The sequence below is a fragment of the Corynebacterium glyciniphilum AJ 3170 genome (assembly GCF_007673095.1).
Lineage (GTDB): Bacteria > Actinomycetota > Actinomycetes > Mycobacteriales > Mycobacteriaceae > Corynebacterium.
Map to the genome: position 1 here is coordinate 86,318 of NZ_VDYZ01000005.1, position 18,452 is coordinate 104,769.

At 65.4% G+C, this 18,452-nt stretch carries 14 protein-coding genes, 1 pseudogene and 1 CRISPR repeat array; of the genes and pseudogenes, 6 read left to right on the forward strand and 9 right to left on the reverse strand.

Annotated elements, in window-relative coordinates; genetic code table 11:
- Nucleotides 1-33: 33 nt before the first annotated feature.
- The 4 genes and pseudogenes from FS507_RS06220 to FS507_RS06235 all read right to left on the reverse strand — a co-directional run.
- Entirely contained in the window at nt 34-1,509 is a 1,476-nt protein-coding gene (locus FS507_RS06220) for an APC family permease (protein ID WP_145941934.1), read from the reverse strand.
- Nucleotides 1,510-1,686: 177 nt separating this feature from the next.
- Entirely contained in the window at nt 1,687-2,130 is a 444-nt protein-coding gene (locus FS507_RS06225) for a hypothetical protein (protein ID WP_145941935.1), read from the reverse strand.
- Complete coding sequence (locus FS507_RS06230; protein ID WP_145941936.1) at nt 2,127-3,548, reverse strand: phytoene desaturase family protein; 1,422 nt, start codon at nt 3,546-3,548, stop codon at nt 2,127-2,129. The genes FS507_RS06225 and FS507_RS06230 overlap by 4 nt, the downstream gene beginning before the upstream one ends.
- Nucleotides 3,545-3,925: pseudogene (locus FS507_RS06235) on the reverse strand (DUF3556 domain-containing protein); the annotation flags it as partial. The pseudogene FS507_RS06235 and the gene FS507_RS06230, both read right to left, overlap by 4 nt.
- A gap of 160 nt (nt 3,926-4,085) precedes the next feature.
- On the opposite strand from FS507_RS06235, the gene FS507_RS06240 reads away from it, so the two are divergent.
- Together FS507_RS06240 and FS507_RS06245 are read left to right on the forward strand one after the other, a co-directional pair.
- Nucleotides 4,086-5,705 carry an FAD-binding oxidoreductase gene (locus FS507_RS06240; protein WP_145941938.1) on the forward strand — a complete coding sequence of 540 codons (1,620 nt, stop codon included), beginning with the start codon at nt 4,086-4,088 and terminating at the stop codon, nt 5,703-5,705.
- Nucleotides 5,702-6,358 carry a TetR/AcrR family transcriptional regulator gene (locus FS507_RS06245; RefSeq protein WP_145941939.1) on the forward strand — a complete coding sequence of 219 codons (657 nt, stop codon included), beginning with the start codon at nt 5,702-5,704 and terminating at the stop codon, nt 6,356-6,358. Before FS507_RS06240 ends, FS507_RS06245 begins: the two co-directional genes overlap by 4 nt.
- 16 nt (nt 6,359-6,374) lie before the next feature.
- On the opposite strand, the gene FS507_RS06250 is transcribed toward FS507_RS06245, so the two are convergent.
- The 3 genes from FS507_RS06250 to FS507_RS06260 all read right to left on the reverse strand — a co-directional run bounded on the left by FS507_RS06250 (nt 6,375) and on the right by FS507_RS06260 (nt 11,605).
- A complete protein-coding gene (locus FS507_RS06250; protein WP_145941940.1) occupies nt 6,375-7,481 on the reverse strand; it encodes an alcohol dehydrogenase catalytic domain-containing protein in 1,107 nt (368 codons plus the stop codon).
- Nucleotides 7,482-7,491: 10 nt separating this feature from the next.
- Nucleotides 7,492-8,814: a sodium/glutamate symporter gene (locus tag FS507_RS06255; protein WP_145941941.1), complete on the reverse strand. Its 1,323-nt coding sequence runs from the start codon at nt 8,812-8,814 to the stop codon at nt 7,492-7,494.
- 227 nt (nt 8,815-9,041) lie between these two features.
- A CRISPR array of direct repeats spans nt 9,042-9,864; the repeat unit is 28 nt; unit sequence GGCTCATCCCCGCTGGCGCGGGGAGCAC.
- Between the two features lie 322 nt (nt 9,865-10,186).
- A complete protein-coding gene (locus FS507_RS06260; RefSeq protein ID WP_222121393.1) occupies nt 10,187-11,605 on the reverse strand; it encodes an amino acid permease in 1,419 nt (472 codons plus the stop codon).
- A 36-nt stretch (nt 11,606-11,641) separates the two neighbouring features.
- On the opposite strand from FS507_RS06260, the gene mmuM reads away from it, so the two are divergent.
- A complete protein-coding gene (gene mmuM, locus FS507_RS06265; RefSeq protein ID WP_145941942.1) occupies nt 11,642-12,580 on the forward strand; it encodes a homocysteine S-methyltransferase in 939 nt (312 codons plus the stop codon).
- A 142-nt stretch (nt 12,581-12,722) separates the two neighbouring features.
- On the opposite strand, the gene FS507_RS06270 is transcribed toward mmuM, so the two are convergent.
- A complete protein-coding gene (locus tag FS507_RS06270) occupies nt 12,723-13,388 on the reverse strand; it encodes a pentapeptide repeat-containing protein (RefSeq protein WP_260853191.1) in 666 nt (221 codons plus the stop codon).
- Nucleotides 13,389-13,517: 129 nt separating this feature from the next.
- Between FS507_RS06270 and FS507_RS06275 the strand changes: the two genes are divergently transcribed.
- Genes FS507_RS06275 through FS507_RS06285 form a run of 3 tightly spaced genes read left to right on the forward strand, consistent with a single transcriptional unit; the run spans nt 13,518 to nt 16,961 of the window.
- Nucleotides 13,518-14,993: a GntP family permease gene (locus tag FS507_RS06275; RefSeq protein ID WP_145941943.1), complete on the forward strand. Its 1,476-nt coding sequence runs from the start codon at nt 13,518-13,520 to the stop codon at nt 14,991-14,993.
- 9 nt (nt 14,994-15,002) lie between these two features.
- The gene (locus tag FS507_RS06280; protein WP_145941944.1) at nt 15,003-16,097 is read left to right on the forward strand and encodes a Gfo/Idh/MocA family protein; all 1,095 of its coding nucleotides are present in this window, start codon (nt 15,003-15,005) and stop codon (nt 16,095-16,097) included.
- Nucleotides 16,098-16,136: 39 nt separating this feature from the next.
- Nucleotides 16,137-16,961 (forward strand): N-acetylmuramoyl-L-alanine amidase, encoded by an 825-nt coding sequence (locus FS507_RS06285; RefSeq protein WP_145941945.1) that lies wholly within the window; start codon nt 16,137-16,139, stop codon nt 16,959-16,961.
- Between the two features lie 26 nt (nt 16,962-16,987).
- Here FS507_RS06285 and FS507_RS06290 read toward each other — a convergent pair whose 3' ends face one another.
- Nucleotides 16,988-18,433: a lipase maturation factor family protein gene (locus tag FS507_RS06290; protein ID WP_145941946.1), complete on the reverse strand. Its 1,446-nt coding sequence runs from the start codon at nt 18,431-18,433 to the stop codon at nt 16,988-16,990.
- Nucleotides 18,434-18,452: the final 19 nt, after the last annotated feature.

An 18,452-nucleotide genomic window follows, 5' to 3' on the forward strand; every position in this document is an offset into this window, starting at 1 on the left:
CGGACTTTTTCAGGGGTGAGAGCCTGAGGCTGCTCATCTCAACGCCGTCGCCGTCTCCAGCGGTTCCGGTTGTGTCTCCGGGTGGTGTGGAAGGGCATCCATGTCGACGGTCTCGTTGGGGAATCGCAGGGACCAGAGTGCACCGATGATCCCCGTGCCGATGATGATGCCGGGCATGATGAAGACCATTGCGCGGGGAGATTCCTCACCGATCATGATGTCGAAGTTGACGAGGATGAGGATTGCGACGATCAGCATCGATAGAGCTGATACCGCTGGTGCGATGACCCGGGTGAATACGCTGAAACCGTGATCATCTCGGCGGAACCAGACCAGTACTGCACATGAAGTGACGGCGAGCAGGAAGACGAGACCGAATGCCGCAGCTGTCGAGAACCACGTGAAAAGCGTGATGACCGGGAAGAGCTCTCCCAGTTCGGATCCACGCCCGGCAACAGCGAAAACGACGACGATGATGACGCCGATTGCGGATTGTGTGACGGAGCCGGCGATCGGCGCCCCGTTCCGGCCCGGTGCCCCTAAACGCCGGGGGAGGACACCGGAACGTCCGAGGGCGAAGAAGTAGCGGGCAGCTGCATTGTGGAATGCAACCAGCGCGGCGAGGATACTCGTGACGAACAGGAGATGCACGACGTCTGACAGGAGAGGAGAAAACTCAGCGAGCCACACGAACACCAGGTCGGGACCATACTCTCGTGACTCGTCGACAACCGATGAAGGACCGACCCCCATAGTGAGCGCCCAGGTTGATAATGCGTAGAAGAGAGCGATGATGCTGACCGCGATATAGGTCGCGCGCGGAACTGTCCTACTCGGTTCTTTCGATTCCTCCGAGTATATTGCTCCGGATTCGAAACCCATGAACGCCGCGATGGAGAATGCAAGTAGTACGCCCACTCCTGGAGCGAGGAACTGTTCGGGAAGGACGGAGTCGGCGCTGATCCCTTCCTCCGAGTTCAGTAGTGCAAAGCCCATGACTACCAGGACGACCACGAACTCGAGTGACACAAGCACCCCGAGCACCTTGGCAGAAAGATCGACGTTACTAACACCCATGAGTGCGACGATGAGCCATCCGACGGCTCCTGCCACCCACCAGGGGATACTGAATCCTGTCCAGGTGGCGAGTGCGGCCGACAATGAGAAGCCGAACAGTCCGTAGAGTCCTACCTGCAGCATGTTGTAGACGACCAGTGCCAGGAGCGCGGCAGCGATGCCGTGGCGCGGACCGAGGCCTTCAGAGATGTAGGCGTAGAACGCCCCGGCGTTGTGCACCCTGGAGCTCATTGCGCAGTAACCGACCGCGAAAACGATAAGCGCGCCCCCGAGTACCAGGTAGCCCACGGGTAGTCCGAGCAGACCCGAGACCGCGAATGTGGTCGGCGCTCCGCCAGCGAGGACGGTGAGCGGTGCTGAGGCCGCGATGATCATGAAGACGAGCGCTGCTGTACCCAGGCGCCCTTTCTTCAACGTGTTTTTGTCACTCATGTGATGTTCTCCGCTCTACGGGTCCATGGTTTCCTCAGTATGACCTGGGACACACGTGTGCTCTTTGTCTGTAGCGCGGGATTGTTGGCCGTAGGCGAATGGAGGCAAGGTGAGACCAGAAACGGGTTGGCTCCGTCCGTCAGAGTCGGGCAATGCGGGTCTCTCCGCAGACGCAGGCTATTCCCCGGTCTCACCCAGAGCGGCGGCCCCCAGGATCCGGCACACGTGCAGTTTCTCGTCCGGTGAGCAGTCCAGGTGCTGGACCTCCGCAAAAGACTCCCGCCTCATCGCCTCGGATCCGAGATGGTACGCACGGCGCAGCGCGTCCGCCGGGATCCCGTGTTCGGCCAGACGGTAGGCGTATTCGATCGCCGCCGTGCTGGGGCGGGCGTGGTCGACCGGAATGCAGTTGACGAGCAGGTGGAGCGCGGTATCCAGGTTGCCGTCCACGCTGTCATTCAGGAGCGGTCGTAGCTCCGCCAGGTCCAGGGTGCCGGAAAAATCGAGAATCAACCCGCTCATCGCTGCACTGACCTCCGTGAAGCGGGAGCGCAGCCTGTCTACGACCTGCCGGATGAGGCGGTCGGTGGTGTCCGTGCCGGCGGGCATATCCGTGGTCACTCTGCCACTCCGAGTTCTGCGAGTGCGGAACGGGCGGCGTTGTATCCGCACATGCCGTGGGCTCCGGCACCCGGGGGAGTGGCAGCTGAACACAGGTAGATCCCGGGTGTACCCGTGCGGTAGGGATCCAGGGCAATCCGGGGACGGAACAGCAGTTGGCGCAGCGAATTGGCGCCGGTGATGATGTCGCCGTCGATGTAGTTGGCGTTGTGATCTTCGATGTCGCGGACGCTGTGCACGGACTGCCCGACGACCCGGTCACGGAACCCGGGGGCGAACCGTTCAATCTGGGCGATGATCGCCTCGGTCGCGTCACCGGTGTACCCGGCGGGGACGTGGGCGTAGGCGTCGACGGGCTGAATGCCGTCATGGTTTCTGCTGGTATCCGCCACCGACTGCTGTGCCACCAGGACGAATGGCCTGTGCGGCATGACCCCGCGGTGGACCTGCGCCTCCGCCGCGGCGATCTCCCCGAAGGAGCCTCCGACGTGGACGGTGCCGGCGAGCCGGGAGTCCGTGTGCTGCCACGGCACACCGCCGTCGACGGCGAAGTGGGTGACGAAGGCACCGGGGCCGTGCCGGTAGCGGGTCAGTGCCCGGGCGACTGACGGGTGCAGCGCCTCCCCGGCGATCTGGGCCGCGGCCCGGGGCGATGTGTCGAGCATGACGATCTCCGAATCGGAGAGCTCAGCCAACGACTGCACCTGCACGCCGGTCTCGACCCGCCCTCCGAACGATTCGAGTGCAGCGACCATGGCGCTGGAGATCGCTGCGGAGCCACCGACGGCGGCGGGCCAACCGAATGTGTGCGCGGCAGTTCCCAGCGCCACTCCGATCGCCGAGGACGCCAGGGTGCGGAATGGTCGGAAGGCGTGGGCGGCTGTGCCGGAGAACAGCGCGCGGGCTTCGGGGGTGCGCCACAGGCGCCCGACGGCGCTGGCGGGTAGTCCGGCGAAGGCTCCGAAATGCGCCAGTTTCAGTGGGTGGACCGGAACGTGCAGCATCGGGCGGAGGAAGTCTTCTGTGACCTCCGCGAAGTTCCGGGACAGCGGACCGAAGACCGCACGCCAGGTGGCGGCGTCGGCGCCGAGCCTACTGGCGGTGGTGTCGACGTCCTGCCGGACGGCTGCCCCGCCACCGTCGTCGAGCGGGTGGGCGTACTGCACTTCCGGCCACGTCCACCGCAGGCCGTGGGCGGCCAGGTCAACCGACCGCGAGAAGGCGGTGTCCACGGCGAGGGGGTGGATCCCTGAGCAGTGGTCGTGGACCAGTCCCGGGAGGGTGAGTTCGCCCGAACGGGTGCCGCCGCCGGGGTGGTCGGCGGCTTCGAGGACGGTGACGTCGACGCCGGCGCGTGCGAGGGTGACTGCGGCGGCGAGTCCGTTGGGGCCGCTTCCGACGACAGTTGCCTTGGTCATGGTTGCAGCGTCTCATTTCCTGACGGGGTACGGGCCGTTTCTGCGTCCTGTTCTGCAGCGGGCACGTCGGCAACCGGCCTGACACCGGGGAAGTCGTAGCCGGGCATCCGCCAGGTCACCGTGTGCGGAATCTGTCCGTTGGGTAGCCACGGTTGCTCGGAGGTGGAGTCGTCGACTTTGTAGGTGCGCCGTTCCACGATGCCGAAGGCGGTGTCCATGACCCGGTACTCGATGTAGTTGCGGTCGACGGGTTGTGACTCAGTGTAGACGACGGCCATCTCGCCGGGAGCGTAGTTGCACCGCTTCTGGACTGCGTCGACCAGCTGGTCATCGTGAAGGTGTCCGTCACCGAAGTTCCACCCGATCAGACCGGACGTCGCCCAGTTACCGGAGTACTGGCCAGATCAGTACGCACGCCGCGACGACAATGCCGATCCACCGTGAGCACGAGACGATTCCCCCTTGAAATTAACTATTGGGTAAATTACGCTCTGGTCATATCGCGAAACACTTCCGACGATGACAAGGAGCAGGACGATGACACGATCATGGTGGGGCTGGGGCAATGTCGAAGACGCTGTCACCGGTGATGAGAGAGAAGAACTGCTGAACCGTGTCCGGCTCCTCCTGCCGGACGCGGACCTGAGCAAGCATGAACCGCCAGCCGTCGAGGATCTCGACGTGCCTGCTCCCCGGATCCAGGCGCCGGAACCCCTCCGTCACATCATGTCGGACGATCTCACAGACCGCGTGTCGCATTCCCACGGGCAGGCCTTCCGCGATGTCGTCCGTATGTTGCACGGGCAGGTGGAGAATGTCCCCGACCTCGTCGTCCGGCCCCATGACGAGCAGGATGTGGTCGACGTCCTGCAGTGGTGTACCGACAACAACATTGCGCTGATCCCGTTCGGCGGGGGCTCATCGGTGACCGGGGGAGTGGAGCCCAGGGATCTGAAGGAGACTTACGCCGCCGTCATTTCCCTCGATATGGTGAGGATGGACAAGATCCTCGAGATCGATCCCGTCAGCCGTGCCGCACGGATCCAGGCGGGGGCCTTCGGTCCAGCCATCGAGGAAGGGTTACGGCCTGACGGGTTGACCCTGCGTCATTTCCCGCAGTCTTTCGAGTTCTCCACACTCGGCGGGTGGCTCGCCACCCGGGCGGGCGGCCACTTCGCCACCGTCTACACACACATTGACGATCTCGTCGAATCCATGCGGGTGATCACACCCGTCGGCCCGTCGGAGTCCTGGCGTCTTCCAGGTTCCGGAGCTGGTCCGTCACAGGACCGCATGTTCCTCGGTTCGGAGGGAACACTCGGAGTGATCACCGAGGCCTGGGTGAGGCTTCAGGACCGTCCCCGGTGGCGCACCGGTGCCTCGGTCCATTTCGACGACTACTCCGCTGCCGTCGACGCCACCCGTGAGATCGCCCAGTCCGGGCTGTATCCGGCGAACTGCCGTCTGCTCGACCCTGTAGAAGCCATTCTCAACGCCGGGACTCCGACATCCGGCGGGGTGCTGGTGCTCGGCTTCGAGTCGGCGGCCCGCCCCATGGACGACTCGATGTCGGTGGCGCTGGATATCTGTGAGCGCCACGGAGGGACGGCACCTGACGGCGTGCGCAGCAGCGACTCCGAGCAGAAGCGGGACGATAAGGGCGGTAACGGGGCAGCAGGCACCTGGCGGTCTTCATTCATCCGCATGCCCTACCAGCGGGATGCACTGGCGCAGTCCTCGATGATCGTGGAGACGTTCGAGACCTCGTGCACGTGGGGCAAGGTCGAGGAACTTCGGGACGCGGTAAATGCCGCGGCACTGTCCGCTTTCGATGAACTCGGCATCACCGGTGTGGTGAGTTGCAGGTTCACGCATGTCTACCCGGACGGGCCTGCGCCATATTTCGGTATCTACGCCGGCGGCACGTGGGGCCGGACGGTGGAGCAGTGGGACCACATCAAGGCCGCGGTCTCGGAGGTGCTGGTGGATCACCAGTCCACCATCACCCACCATCACTCGGTCGGCCGTGACCACCGGCCGTGGTACGACCGGCAACGTTCCGAACCCTTCGCCCGGGCGTTGCAGGCGAGCAAGTCGACCCTTGACCCGTCCGGTGTCCTGAATCCGGGGGTTCTGATTGACCAGAAACACTCATGAGCACAGGGAGCAGGGCGGGGACGAAGGGCGTCCCCCGGGAAGAACGTGAGCAACAGATCCTTGACGTAGCTACCGCCGAATTCGGTCGTAGGGGCTACGCCGCAGCCTCGGTCGCCGACATCGCTGTCGCCGCCGGGGTCTCGAAACCACTGGTCTACACGTACTTCGGGTCGAGGGACGGCCTGCACGCCGCCTGTCTGGAACGTGCTGCGAACCGCCTCCTGCCGGCTGTGGCTGAAGCACAGTCGGCGCCCGGGCCGGTACGCGCGCTGACGACTCTCACAGCGATCTTCACCGCACTCGACGGTCACATCGAGGACTGGCAGGTCATCTACGATCCCACTCTGCCACGTCCCGGCGAGGCTCACGACCGGGCACGTGTCCACCAGAAGGCCCTCAACGCGATGGGTTCACAGGGTGTGGCAGACGTACTTGGGACGGCCACAGCGGAAGAGCCCGCGGGCTTGACGGCTCCTGAGGACGGCGACGACCATTCTCTCCTGCTGACCTGGTGGTTCGCCATCGTGTCATCGACGGTGTCCTGGTGGGCGGATCACCCGGAGCAGACGGCGCAGCAGATGACTGAGCGGTGCATGCGTGTACTGGGGTCCTTGACCAGCCACCCGTCGCTGCACACCCCGCCGTCGATGTGACTGGTGTGACCGGTTCTCAGTCGAAGAGGATGACCTGGCGGACAGCCCGCCCGTCAGCGAGTTCATCCATCGCTTCATTGATCTGATCGAGACGGATGGTCCGGGAGATCAGTTTCTCCACCGGCAGTTTGCCGGAAAGCCACCAGTTGGCGAACGTGGGGATGTCGCGCTGGGGCACCGCTGAGCCGAGGTAGCTGCCGATGATGGTGCGTGCCTCGCCGGTGACGACTGCCGTGGGGATCCCGGACTTCGCCTCGGGGTGGGGGAGGCCGACGGTGACGGTGCGTCCGCCCGGCTTCGTCGCGGCGAAGGCGGTCTCGAAGGCCTTGGGGTGCCCGGCGCATTCCAGCGCGTGGTCAGCCTTGATGTCCTGCTCCGCGACCTCGGCAGGGGTGTAGACCGATGTGGCCCCGAGTTCCTTGGCGAGTTCCAGTTTCTCGGGCAGGGCGTCGACGGCGATGACGTCACCCTTGTCCTCTGCGACCGCCGAGATCAGGGCGGAGATGCCCACGCCACCCAGGCCGACGACCATGACGGACTCGTGGCTCCCCCGTTGGACGGCGTTGAGCAGTGCACCTCCGCCGGTCAGAACGGCACATCCGAGGACTGCCGCGACCTCCGGGGGGACGTCATTGCCGATCTTCACCAGGGAGGCACGGTCGATGACGGCGTGGGTGGCGAACCCGGACACGCCCAGGTGGTGTTGGACGGCCTCACCGTCACGGTGCAGGCGGCGTGTGCCGTGTAGCAGCGTGCCTGCGGTATTCGAGGCGGAGCCACGTTCGCAGGGCAGACGTCCGTCCGTCCTGCAGCCGTCGCACTCCCCGCACCGGGGGAGGAAGGCCATGGTGACGCGCTCGCCCGGTTCCAGGTCGTCGACTTCAGAGCCGGTGTCGACGACGATTCCCGCGGCCTCGTGCCCGAGCAGCATGGGCACGGGCCGTGGCCGGTTGCCGTCAACGACGGAGAGGTCGGAATGGCACAGCCCGGCGGCTTCGATTCTGACCAGGACCTCGGTGGGGCCGGGCGAGTCGAGGTCGAGGTCGCTGACGGTGATCGGTTGTGACACGGCGTAGGGACGTTCGCGACCGATGTCTTCGAGTACCGCTCCGGTGATTCTCATTCGTATTACCTTACTGGTGGTGGGGTAGCCAGCGGAACACCCACGGCGCGGCAAGAATCGCCGCAGCAAGCACAAGCGCGGCGGCGCCTAACCCCATCGTCCAGCCGGCGATGACCGCCATCGGTGCGATGATCGTCATACCGATTTCGAACGGGGCGAATCCGATGTAGGCCACTCCGTATTCGTTCATCGTTCCGGATTTCATCTTCGGATCCACGATCTTCAGTAATGCGATGCCGGTGGCCACCGCAGCGGTGGCCCAGCCCCATCCGAACAGGCCCCGTTCCACCCAGTGCTCGCCGAAGTAGCGCGGCGCGACGACACAGCAGAAGAACGCGCAGTACGCGGTGCCGAGCACGAAGAGGATGACCAACGGGACCCAGTAGTCGGCGATCGCTGCCGGCACGATCGAAGCGATGCCGAAGGCGATCAGATAGTCCGTGGATGCACCGGAGATCGAGGTGACGGTGTCTTTGTCGAGGTAGGTCGGCTTGCGGACGGCACGCAGCAGCAGTTGACCGATCACGCCGACGACGAACGACATCGCGAACAGTGGTACCGACACATCAGGGAACAGACGCGAGATCCCCTGGTTGATGTAGTGGGCTGCCATCACGGTGAGTACCAGCACGCCGAGGTGCAGCGCCAACGGCTCGATCGACGAGGGGTTCGTCGTTGCTCTCCCGATGGAGGGGCGCTCACTGACCTTGTCGATGAAACCGGACCGGAGGTCCCACGGCAGCGCGGCCGGAAGTTCGGTTGTCTTCCCCTTGCGGATACCCCAGTTCGCGATGATGATGCCACCGACGATTGCGGCAAGGGTCCCCACTGTCGCCGAGGTGAAGCCCAGCGAACTCGCTGCTGTCGCGCCGGCGGCTTCCAGCGACGAGCCTACCGCCGCCGCGGTCCCGAATCCTCCGACGAACCCGACGGGCAACATCATGCCGAACCAGTCCTCCGTCCCCCAGACCGGCTGGAAGAGTATGACCCCCAGGAGGATGAACACACCCCACTGTCCCAGGAACATCGCGGTCGAGAACGACCACATTGTCTTGGCACCACGCCGCACCGACCGGTCGAAACGCATCGAGTAGGGCATGGCGGCGAAGACGAGCGCGATCAGCAACGTGGTGTAGTCCCCCATGGCGTCCGACAGCCCGATGAGACCGAGGACCTGTGGACCGAACAGGAGGCCCAGCAGGCCGGCGGTGATGGGACTGGGCAGCAGAAGTGACCGGAAGACCGGCACATGCCGGCGCAGTAGATTGCCTATGACCAGTAGCAGCGATATCCAACCGACATCTGTCAGCAGCGTGAACGGGGTGTACTCCACATGACCTCCTGGAATGTTCGACTAGTCGTTCGACGTCAGAAAGCCTGCCCCCTGAGAATGACGGGTGGCAGGCCGGAACTTCGCCATCCTAGCTGGACAGCGTCCCGCCGCTTTCATCGCATCGTCCGTAGCGCAAGGCCGAGTGCAAACTGTGTGTCTTCCAGGGCATCTGGTGGTGGGAGCGGTGCATCGTGCTGGGCTGTTCTGGACGATTGAGTTGGTGCTTGGGTTTAACCCCGCTGGCGCGGGGAGCAGCACCTCGAACTTCCTGACCCGGTTGAGCACGGTGGGCTCATCCCCGCTGGCGCGGGGAGCACTCCACACCCCCTCGCCGGACTCGGCCAGGGGGTCGGCTCATCCCCGCTGACGCGGGGAGCACGTGACAAACGACGAGGCTAAGAAGGTGCTCACCGGCTCATCCCCGCTGGCGCGGGGAGCACCTGACGTGGCGCAAGCTCATCGATGAGTCGCAGGGCTCATCCCCGCTGGCGCGGGGAGCACACCGTCACCGTGGGCGGTAAGTCGCCGGAGATCGGCTCATCCCCGCTGGCGCGGGGAGCACTACTTCCCCCAACCGGAAGTAGACGACGAGGAGGGCTCATCCCCGCTGGCGCGGGGAGCACCGTAGCCGCCAACTCCGTCAGGTCATCGGGTTCGGCTCATCCCCGCTGGCGCGGGGAGCACATCCCCGCCATTGCTGGCTGCCACTGCGTCGTGGGCTCATCCCCGCTGGCGCGGGGAGCACGCAATGTTGCCTGCCCTGGTGTCGTATCGGAGGGGCTCATCCCCGCTGGCGCGGGGAGCACGACGAAGAGCATCACTCGCGGGCGTGGATGCTGGGCTCATCCCCGCTGGCGCGGGGAGCACGTAGCTGCACGTCGCAGATCATCCGGTGGAGTGGGCTCATCCCCGCTGGCGCGGGGAGCACTGTTCCATCCACTCGATGACGCCGTACCCCAGAGGCTCATCCCCGCTGGCGCGGGGAGCACTAGAGCAGACCCGTAGTTCTCAGGACGCGAAGGGGCTCATCCCCGCTGGCGCGGGGAGCACACTCGATGTACTGCAGGTTTGCGGAGCCGATGTCCATTTTAGATACGACTTGGTTCTGGCCTCCAGTGGGCGCTGCAGGTTTCTTTGGAAATCCACAGATGAGCCCCGTAAGCGGAACGTTGCAAATGACTTGAACCCCTGCTGGCGCAGGAAGAGTCAGAGCACATCGCGCTACATAAGCAGTGTGCATGGCTCCATTCCCGCAAGGCGGGGTGAGCCCGCGTCACCGATAACAGGAACACTTGGTGGAATGAGCGTCCCGCGCCAGCGGGGATATGAGCCGCAGTGCCACAACCGGTCAGCACAAGCCCGTTCGTTACCGTCACGTTCCCGGCCGAAACACTCCCGGACCGTGCCGCAACCGGTAGTACGCCAGGCACGCCACTGTGAACGGCACACCGAAATACAGGGATGCGCGCTGCGACGGGTCGAACCCCACTCCCACCAGGGAGACGACCAACAGGGCCAGTGCGGCTCCAGGCACCCAGGGAAACAGAGGTGAATGGTAGGCCAGGTCTTCGACCCGTCCCTCTGCCGCGGTGAAGCGCCGCCGGAAGGCGATCTGGGATGCGGCGATGGCGATCCACACCGCCACCACCGCGAATCCGGCGACCGACACCAGTGCCAGGAAGAGGCTTCCCGGGGCCACCACGCTGGACAGCAGGGAGGCGAGCCCACCGAGCATCGACACGCACAGCGCGAGCATCGGAATGCCACGTTCCGTCGTCCGGGCTAGTGCCTTCGGCGCCTGTCCCTCGGACGCCAGCGAGTGCAGCATCCGGGTGCAGGAGAACAACCCCGAATTGCCCGCGGACAACAGCGCGGTGATGATCACGAAGTTCATCACGTCGGCCATACCGGGCAACCCGACGACATCGAAGACGGTGACGAAGGGACTCTCGTCCAGCCCGGCGGAGGAATAGGGGATGATCGCGGCGATGACGGCGATCGCGCCGATGAAGAAGACGGTCAGGCGCAGGACCGCGGTGCGGATCGCCCGCGGGATCGTCTTCTCGGGGTCTTTCGTTTCGCCGGCGGCGACGCCGATCAGTTCCGTGCCGGAGAAGGCGTAGAAGACCGCCAACGTGGTGATGAGAATCCCGCCGATGCCGGTCGGCAGCAGGCCGTCGGGCGTGTCGAAGTTGCCGAGACCGATGGCACCGTCGTCCGTCAACGGGTTGATCCCGATGATGGACGCGGCACCGACGACGATCAGCGCGACCACGGCGACCACCTTGACCAGTGAGAGCCAGAACTCGGACTCACCGAAGACACGGGAGGAGATTGCGTTGAGCGTGAACAGCACTGTCGCGAACACCGCGCACCAGACCCACACCGGGATGTCGGGGAACCACCGCTGCATCAGGATCCCGATGGCGGTGAACTCGCTGCCCAGCGCCACGGCCCAGCACAACCAGTACAACCATGCGGTGGTGAACCCCCAGGCCGGCCCCAGGTTCCTGCTGGCGTAGACGTGGAATCCTCCGGACACCGGATAGACCACGGCCAACTCGCCGAGGCAGGTCATCACCAACCACGCGACCAGGGCTCCGATTCCGTAGGCGAGCACCGCGCCGAGGGGGCCGGCCTGCTCGATGGTGTAACCGGAGGACACGAAAAGTCCGGATCCGATCACCCCACCGAGGGCGATCATCACCAGGTGGCGCGAGGCCATGGTGCGTTGCAGCGAGGAGTTTTCCGGCGGTTCGGAATGTCCGACGGTTTCGGTGGGTGGTGTCATGGCAGACACTGTACTGACAGGTCTACAGTGGTCCGGATGACAGACTCCGATCTTCCCATCACGATTCTCGACGGTGGCCTCGGTACCCGCCTGGCCGACAGAGGTAACGACATCACCGGTTCGCTCTGGTCGGCGCAGATCCTGCGGGACGACCCCGCCGAGATTGTCGCCGCTCACCGTGACTTCTTCGATGCCGGTGCCGACGTGGCCACGACGTGCTCCTATGAAGTGACCGTGGACGGTCTTGTCGCCGCCGGGGTCGCCGCCTCAGAAGCCGAGGATGTCGCGGAGTCGTTGCTGCGGGACAGCGTCCGTCTCGCGGTCGACGCTGCTCAGCACGACCGACTCATCGCGGCGTCGGTCGGCCCGTACGGTGCCGGCCCCGGCCAGGGGACGGAGTACGACGGGGCATACGGACTGTCCGTCAGGGAGTTGGCGGCGTGGCACCGTCGGCGCATCGAGATTCTGGCGGACACGGAGGCGGACGTCCTGCTCGCCGAAACTGTTCCGTCCATCCGGGAGGTCGAAGCACTCGCCGGGGAACTGGATCGTGTCGGGCGTCCGGCCTGGTTGAGCCTCACCGTCACGCCCGGGAGTGATGGTCTGATGAGCGACGGGACGGACCTGAAGGATGTCGCGGCAATCGCGTCCGCGTCGACCGCGATCCAGGCGGTCGGTGTGAACTGTGGCGCCGCCGGCGACGTCCTGGCAGGTGTCCGGAGGCTCGCCGAGTTCACGGATCTGCCGCTGATCGCCTACCCGAACAGCGGCGAACGCTGGGACCATGTGAACCGCGTGTGGGTACCGCGGGACTCCGGTGGTGGGCCCGGCCTACTGGAATCGGTGCCGGCTTTCCTTGAGACAGGCGTCCGGGTGCTCGGCGGGTGCTGCCGGGTGACTCCACGGGAAATCGCGGCGGTCCTCGCACAGCTCGGGGCAGACGGGCACATTAACGGTAGGATGCCGCGGGGGTGAGTGATCCTTAATCTCTAGTACCGCTGTGGGGCCGGGTGTTCAGCAGGCGGTTCGCGTGTGCTGGCTTCCGCTCGCCGATCCGGCTGAACCCGGCCGGCTGGGTGTGGATGAGATCAGGTTGCTGAGGGGGAAGGCTCGATTCCTAGTCGACGACCGCCACCCCGAGGTGCCGTGCGAAAGAACTGGCCAGGTCGATCGCCTGGGACGTCGAGATGACGGTGCCTCGCATCGAGTCCATACCCCCGATCGCGCTGAGGCCCAGCCCGCGCAGGTCCGTGTTCTTCAGCCTGGCGTGGTCGAGTCGTAGGGTCTGCACCGTGCAGTCATGGAAGGAGACACGGTCGGCGTCGGCGTCGGTGAGATCAAGTTCGTCGATGGCGCAGCCGGAGAATGTGACATCCCGCAGCCGTGCCGACCGGAGATTGACGAACATCAGTTTGCTGTCGGCGATGTGCACGGAATGCAGGTCAGAGTCGAACAGTTCCACCGCGCCCAAGCGCGAGGCGGTGATGTGCACGTCATTCCACCCGCTTCGGGCCGCAGAGAAATTCGGTGCGGTGAGTCGGTCCAGGCGGCATTCACTGAACCGCGCCGCCTGGAGTTGAGCCTCCCCCGTCTCCAGACCGAGGAACTCACACTCAACGAAGTTCGCGGCTGTCAGGTTGCTGTCGCCGAGGTCCGTGTCCGTGTAGCGCAATGCTTCATGGTGTCCGCCGGCGCGGATACCGGCACCGTCGGCATCAGTGAGTTCGGGTAATGTCAGGACGCTGATCCTGGGGGGTGCGGGTTTCGGGCTTCGAGTGGCCACGACGTGGATCTCCGTTCGGTGGCGGTGGTGTCGCTGAACACCGTGCGACCCTACCAGCGCAGGATTGAGTGGTCGGACGGGGGAAGCGGTGTCGGTGGTCACCGGATGCGGGGAGTATCCTGGCCCTCCATGTATGATTCACCAACTTATCTGGTTGGGGTTCTGGCAGTTTCGATCATCCTGCTGATCTTCCTGATCAACTGGCGCACGAAACTCCACCCTTTCCTGGCGCTTACTGTCGTCTCCTTCTTCGCCGCTGTCGCGGCGGGGTTGCCGATGGCGGACATCCCTGAGACCCTCATCGACGGTGCCGGAGGCACTTTGGGGGAGACGGGGCTCGTCGTCTTCCTCGGCGCGATGCTCGGGCGCCTGCTCGCCGATTCCGGTGCGGTCGGGCGCATCGCTGATCTCGTCGTCGAGCACAGTTCACCACGCACCGCGCCCTGGGTGATGACCGCGGTGGCCTTCCTCATCGGTATCCCGATGTTCTTCGAGGTCGGTCTGGTGGTGCTGATGCCCGTGATCTACGGTGTCGCGCTGCGTCTCGATGTCGCCGCCGGTCGCCCGAAAACCTGGTACCTGAAGATCCTCATCCCGGCCATCGCCGCCTTGAGTTGCCTGCACGGCATGCTGCCACCGCACCCCGGGCCGACGATCGCGGTCAACGGTCTCGACGCCAATATCGGCCTGACCATCGGGCTCGGCCTCCTGTGCGCCGTCCCCGCCGTGATCCTCTCCGGTCCGGTCTACGGTCACTTCATCGCGCCGCGGATCTCCCTGGAGCCGGAGGACAAGCTGGTGCGCCAGTACACCGGCACGACACCCACGGATCTCGCGGCTGAATCGTCCGTGAATGCCGGAGCCGGTACCTCAGACGGGATCAACGGTTCGCCTGCGGCGGAGGAACCGCGTCGCGGGGAGGAGTCCGGCAACATCCTGCGCCCTGTCCCCACCTGGTTGGCGTTCGTGTGCGTCCTCGTGCCGGTCGTTCTCATGCTTTTCGAGACCGTCGTCGACCTCGTCGCGCCGGAGTCGGCGCTGAAGACCCCGGCGGCGTTGCTCGGTGAACCTGTCATCGCCATGTTCATCGGCGTCCTGTTCGCTGCGATCGTGCTGAGCTTCTCCGCGAAGATGAGTGGCGCGGACGTGAAGAAGTCCTTCGGCAGTTCCCTCGGGTCAGTCGCTGGCGTCGCCCTGATCATCGCCGGTGGCGGCATGTTCAACTCCGTGCTGAAGACCTCGGACATCAACGACGCCATCGTCGACGTGGTCTCCGGGTTCGACATGAACCTCATCCTGCTCGGCTGGCTGATCGGGCTGATCCTGTCGTTCTGTACCGGTTCGGCCACCGTGGGAATCGTCAGCGCGACCGGAATTCTCGCCCCGCTGGTTGTCGGTATGCCGTCGGCGTACGTGTCGCTGGTGGTCATCGCCATCGGTTCCGGTTCCGTGGGCCTGAACTGGGTCAACCACGCCGGATTCTGGTTCGTCAAGGAGTCCTTCGGCATGACGCTCGGCCAGGCCACCAAGACCCACATGACGGTGCAGACACTGGTGTCGGTCTTCGGTCTGCTCATGGCACTGCTGATCTCCGTCTTCGTGTAGAAGGGAGACATGAACATCCCACACACCACACCGATTCGCACCGTCGTCCTCGGTTTCGGCCTGTCCGGGCGCGTCTTCCATGCGCCTTTTATCGCCGCCGATCCCGCCTTCGAGCTCGCAGCGGTGGTCACCACCGACGAGCAGCGCCGTGCAGATGCGCTACGGGAGTACCCGGACGTCCAGCTGCTCGATTCCGCAGAGGAGGTGTGGGCCCGCGCCGACGAGTTCGATCTCGTCGTGATCGGCACGCCCGGAGCGACCCACGCGACATTGGCTGGCGCCGCCCTCGACGCCGGTCTGCACGTCCTGACAGACAAGCCGTTCGTGCCCACCGCGGAGGAGGGCCGTGACCTCATCGCGCGTGCGGAACAGGCGGGCCGCTGCCTCACCGTCTTCCAGAACCGGCGGTGGGACGGCGACTTCCGGACCGTGCGTTCACTCGTCGACACCGGCGAACTCGGCGAGGTGAGGCGCTTCGAGTCCCGCTTCGAGAAATGGCAGCCCGACCCACGGGACTCCTGGAAGACCGCCGGCACCCCTGCGGACGGTGCAGGGGTGCTCTACGACCTCGGATCACACGTCATCGACCAGGCCCTCCAGCTGTTCGGACCCGTGGCGACGCATGACGGTGAGTTCGACATGCACGTCGAGATCGACCGGCGTCGCAGCCAGACCAATTCTGAGGACGACGTGTTCCTCGCCCTTCATCATGACTCCGGTGTGCGTTCCCACCTGTGGATGAGCGCAGTGCGTCCGAACCCGGGGCCGCGTTTCCAGGTCGTCGGATCGGAGGCGGGGTACACGAGCTGGGGGATCGACGGGCAGGAACAGGCGTTGAAGGACGGTGTGCGTCCCGGGGACCCCGGCTACGGGACGACGCCGTCGGAGAACTGGGGCACGGTGAGTGACGGGGAGCGGTCCCGGCAGGTGGAGACGCTGGTGGGCGACTACTCCGACTTCTACCGTGGCCTCGCGGCGGCCATCCACGGTACCGGCCCCATGCCGGTCGATCCGGCGGACTCCGTCCGGGTGCTCGAGATCATCGAACAGGCCTTCGCCAGGGGCCAGGTACAGCAGCCGGGTACAGCTGACGGGCCGGCCTGAGCGGAGATCCAGATTTACCTGTGAGTTATACTTTCCTCCATGCAGTCTTCTTCCTCGGGTGACCATGCCCGCCGCGCCCTCTCTGCGGCTCTCGTTGCCGTCGCCGGTGTGGCCGCCGGAACCGTGGCGACCGCCCAGGCACAGTCCTCCCTGCCGGGATCGTCGGTGACCGGCGGTGCAGCTCCACGGTGCGTTGTTGCCCTGGATCCCGGCCACAACGGAGAAGACACCGACGAATTCGACCCCGTCACCGGTGTCCGCATGATCGACTACCCCAACGGGGGTGAGGATGCTGATGCTCTGGAGATCACGCGTGCCGTCGAATCGCGGCTCGCGCTCGCCGGGATCGGCACCGAGGTAGTGAAGACCTCCGTGGACGAGGACGTGACCTACCGTGAGCGTGTCGACCGGGCGTCCGGTGCCGGTGCGTTCATGGGGGTGTCCGTCCACACGACCCCCGGTGCTGACCAGTCGGCGGTCTTCCCGCAACGCCAGGGCGCGTACCGCGCGGGGACGGATGGCGCTGGAGGGCACCGAACCGTGAGCTTCGACAACCCGGGGGTGGCTGCGGAATCACAGCGGTTGTCCGGTGTCGTGGCCGGTGCACGGTCGATGCTCGAAGGTGGGGAGGTGCCGGTGCGTGACAACTCTTTCGCCGGGCGCGACCCGTTGTGGGAGGGGAATATCCCGGTGATCTCGCTGATCGCGGACATGCCGTGGATCTACAACGAGTTCGGCAGTGCCACCGGGGGAGGAGCGGAGGGGCTCACCGGTGCGGAGAAGGCCCGCTACATCAACGGCCTGTCGGCAGGGCTGGTCGCGGCGGCGGCGACGTCCCCGGCATGTACGGGGGTCGGCAGCTGACCACTCGCACGGGCGCACCCGGGATGTCAGGGTGAGTTGCGAGTCATCGGAGGGATCAGGACGGACCGTCGGTCCCGGACCCATCGGCCCCCGGTGGCGGCGAATTCGTCGCGGGTGGAGAACCGGTAACGGTAGGACACCACCCGCACCGCCGTCGGGCGGGCACCGTGGAAGGGGTCGTGTGCGAGTAGTTTCAGCGTCGGGGCGTCCGCCTCCAGCAGGCGGTGCAGCAGTACCACGAACCACCGGTCGACCCCGCCCAACGGCAGGAACCACATCATCCAGTCCAACCGGAGATGGTACGGGGCGATCTGCGGCGGGCGCCGGCGGACGTCACCCGGCTTCCCCCGGAACCCGTACTCCTGCCAGGACGTCCCGTCGTCGCTGCCTTCGATGACGTACTCGGTGCGCGTGCTCGTCACCGTGCCGAATGCGCCGTAGGCGTTGGCGAGCTGCCACCGGTTGAAGGAACCGTTCATCACCTGGTGCTCCGAGAACAGGTTGCGCGCCGCCGGCCAGCTGAGAACCGCATAGAGCACGAACACCGCTGAGGTCACCACGATCCAGTAGGTGGGGATGCCGGTGTCGGACCGTCCTGAGGCGGGGACACCGACCGCGGAGAACGCCAGCACCACCGTGGCCCAGTTCAGCCAGGCGAAGTTCCCGGTGACCACCAGCCACAGCTGTGTCACGATCATCAACGCGGCGGCACCTGCCCCGACCAGCAGGGGCCAGGGGGAATCGACCACCAGCCCGAGCAACGGGATGAACAGCAGCCACGTCACACCCAGCTGTGTCACGTGGTTGCCGATGACCTCACCCCGGTGGAACCAGGACGGCATCAGGTGTGCGGTCCTGCTCAAGGGGCCGGGCATCGGCTGGGTCTCGTGGTGGTACATCAGGGCGGTGAGATCACGCCACTCCCGGCCTCCCCGGATCTTGATCATCCCGGCACCGAACTCCAACCGGAACACCAGCCACATCATCAGCACGATCGTCACTGTCGTCGGCGGCTGTGAATTCGACCCGAGGAATGCGGCGAGGAAACCGGCCTCGCACAGCAGCATCTCCCAGCCGAATCCGTAGAAGGTGCGGCCGATGCTGGTCACCGACATGTAGCCGAACCACAGGGCCAGGAAACACAGCATCGGAACCCACGGGGGACCGAGCTGCGGTATTCCCACGACCAGGAGGAACGCCACGGTCATGCCGGCCCAGCACAACAGGCTCAGCCGGCGGTCGGTGTAGCGCACGTGGCGGAACAGTGTCGGACGCAGCACGGGGCCACCGCGCTCACGTTCCACTGTGGCAGCTCTGTCGAGGAGATCGGGAGCGGGCAGCAGCCCGCGTTCACCCGCCAGCGGTCGGAACTGATTGAGCGTGGACAGGAACCCGAGCAGGAAGAGCACCGCGATGCCCCGCTGAAGCACCTGGCGGGCGAGCTCGAAATCCACGGCCGCGACACCGTTCATGATCTCCACCGTAGACGCG

Excerpts from the sequence above, each read along its gene's own strand:
- FS507_RS06220 (WP_145941934.1), bottom strand. The coding sequence starts at position 1,509 with ATGAGTGACAAAAACACGTTGAAGAAAGGGCGCCTGGGTACAGCAGCG.
- FS507_RS06230 (WP_145941936.1), bottom strand. The coding sequence starts at position 3,548 with ATGACCAAGGCAACTGTCGTCGGAAGCGGCCCCAACGGACTCGCCGCC.
- FS507_RS06240 (WP_145941938.1), top strand. The coding sequence starts at position 4,086 with ATGACACGATCATGGTGGGGCTGGGGCAATGTCGAAGACGCTGTCACC.
- FS507_RS06245 (WP_145941939.1), top strand. The coding sequence starts at position 5,702 with ATGAGCACAGGGAGCAGGGCGGGGACGAAGGGCGTCCCCCGGGAAGAA.
- FS507_RS06250 (WP_145941940.1), bottom strand. The coding sequence starts at position 7,481 with ATGAGAATCACCGGAGCGGTACTCGAAGACATCGGTCGCGAACGTCCC.
- FS507_RS06260 (WP_222121393.1), bottom strand. The coding sequence starts at position 11,605 with ATGACACCACCCACCGAAACCGTCGGACATTCCGAACCGCCGGAAAAC.
- mmuM (WP_145941942.1), top strand. The coding sequence starts at position 11,642 with ATGACAGACTCCGATCTTCCCATCACGATTCTCGACGGTGGCCTCGGT.
- FS507_RS06275 (WP_145941943.1), top strand. The coding sequence starts at position 13,518 with ATGTATGATTCACCAACTTATCTGGTTGGGGTTCTGGCAGTTTCGATC.
- FS507_RS06280 (WP_145941944.1), top strand. The coding sequence starts at position 15,003 with ATGAACATCCCACACACCACACCGATTCGCACCGTCGTCCTCGGTTTC.
- FS507_RS06285 (WP_145941945.1), top strand. The coding sequence starts at position 16,137 with ATGCAGTCTTCTTCCTCGGGTGACCATGCCCGCCGCGCCCTCTCTGCG.
- FS507_RS06290 (WP_145941946.1), bottom strand. The coding sequence starts at position 18,433 with ATGAACGGTGTCGCGGCCGTGGATTTCGAGCTCGCCCGCCAGGTGCTT.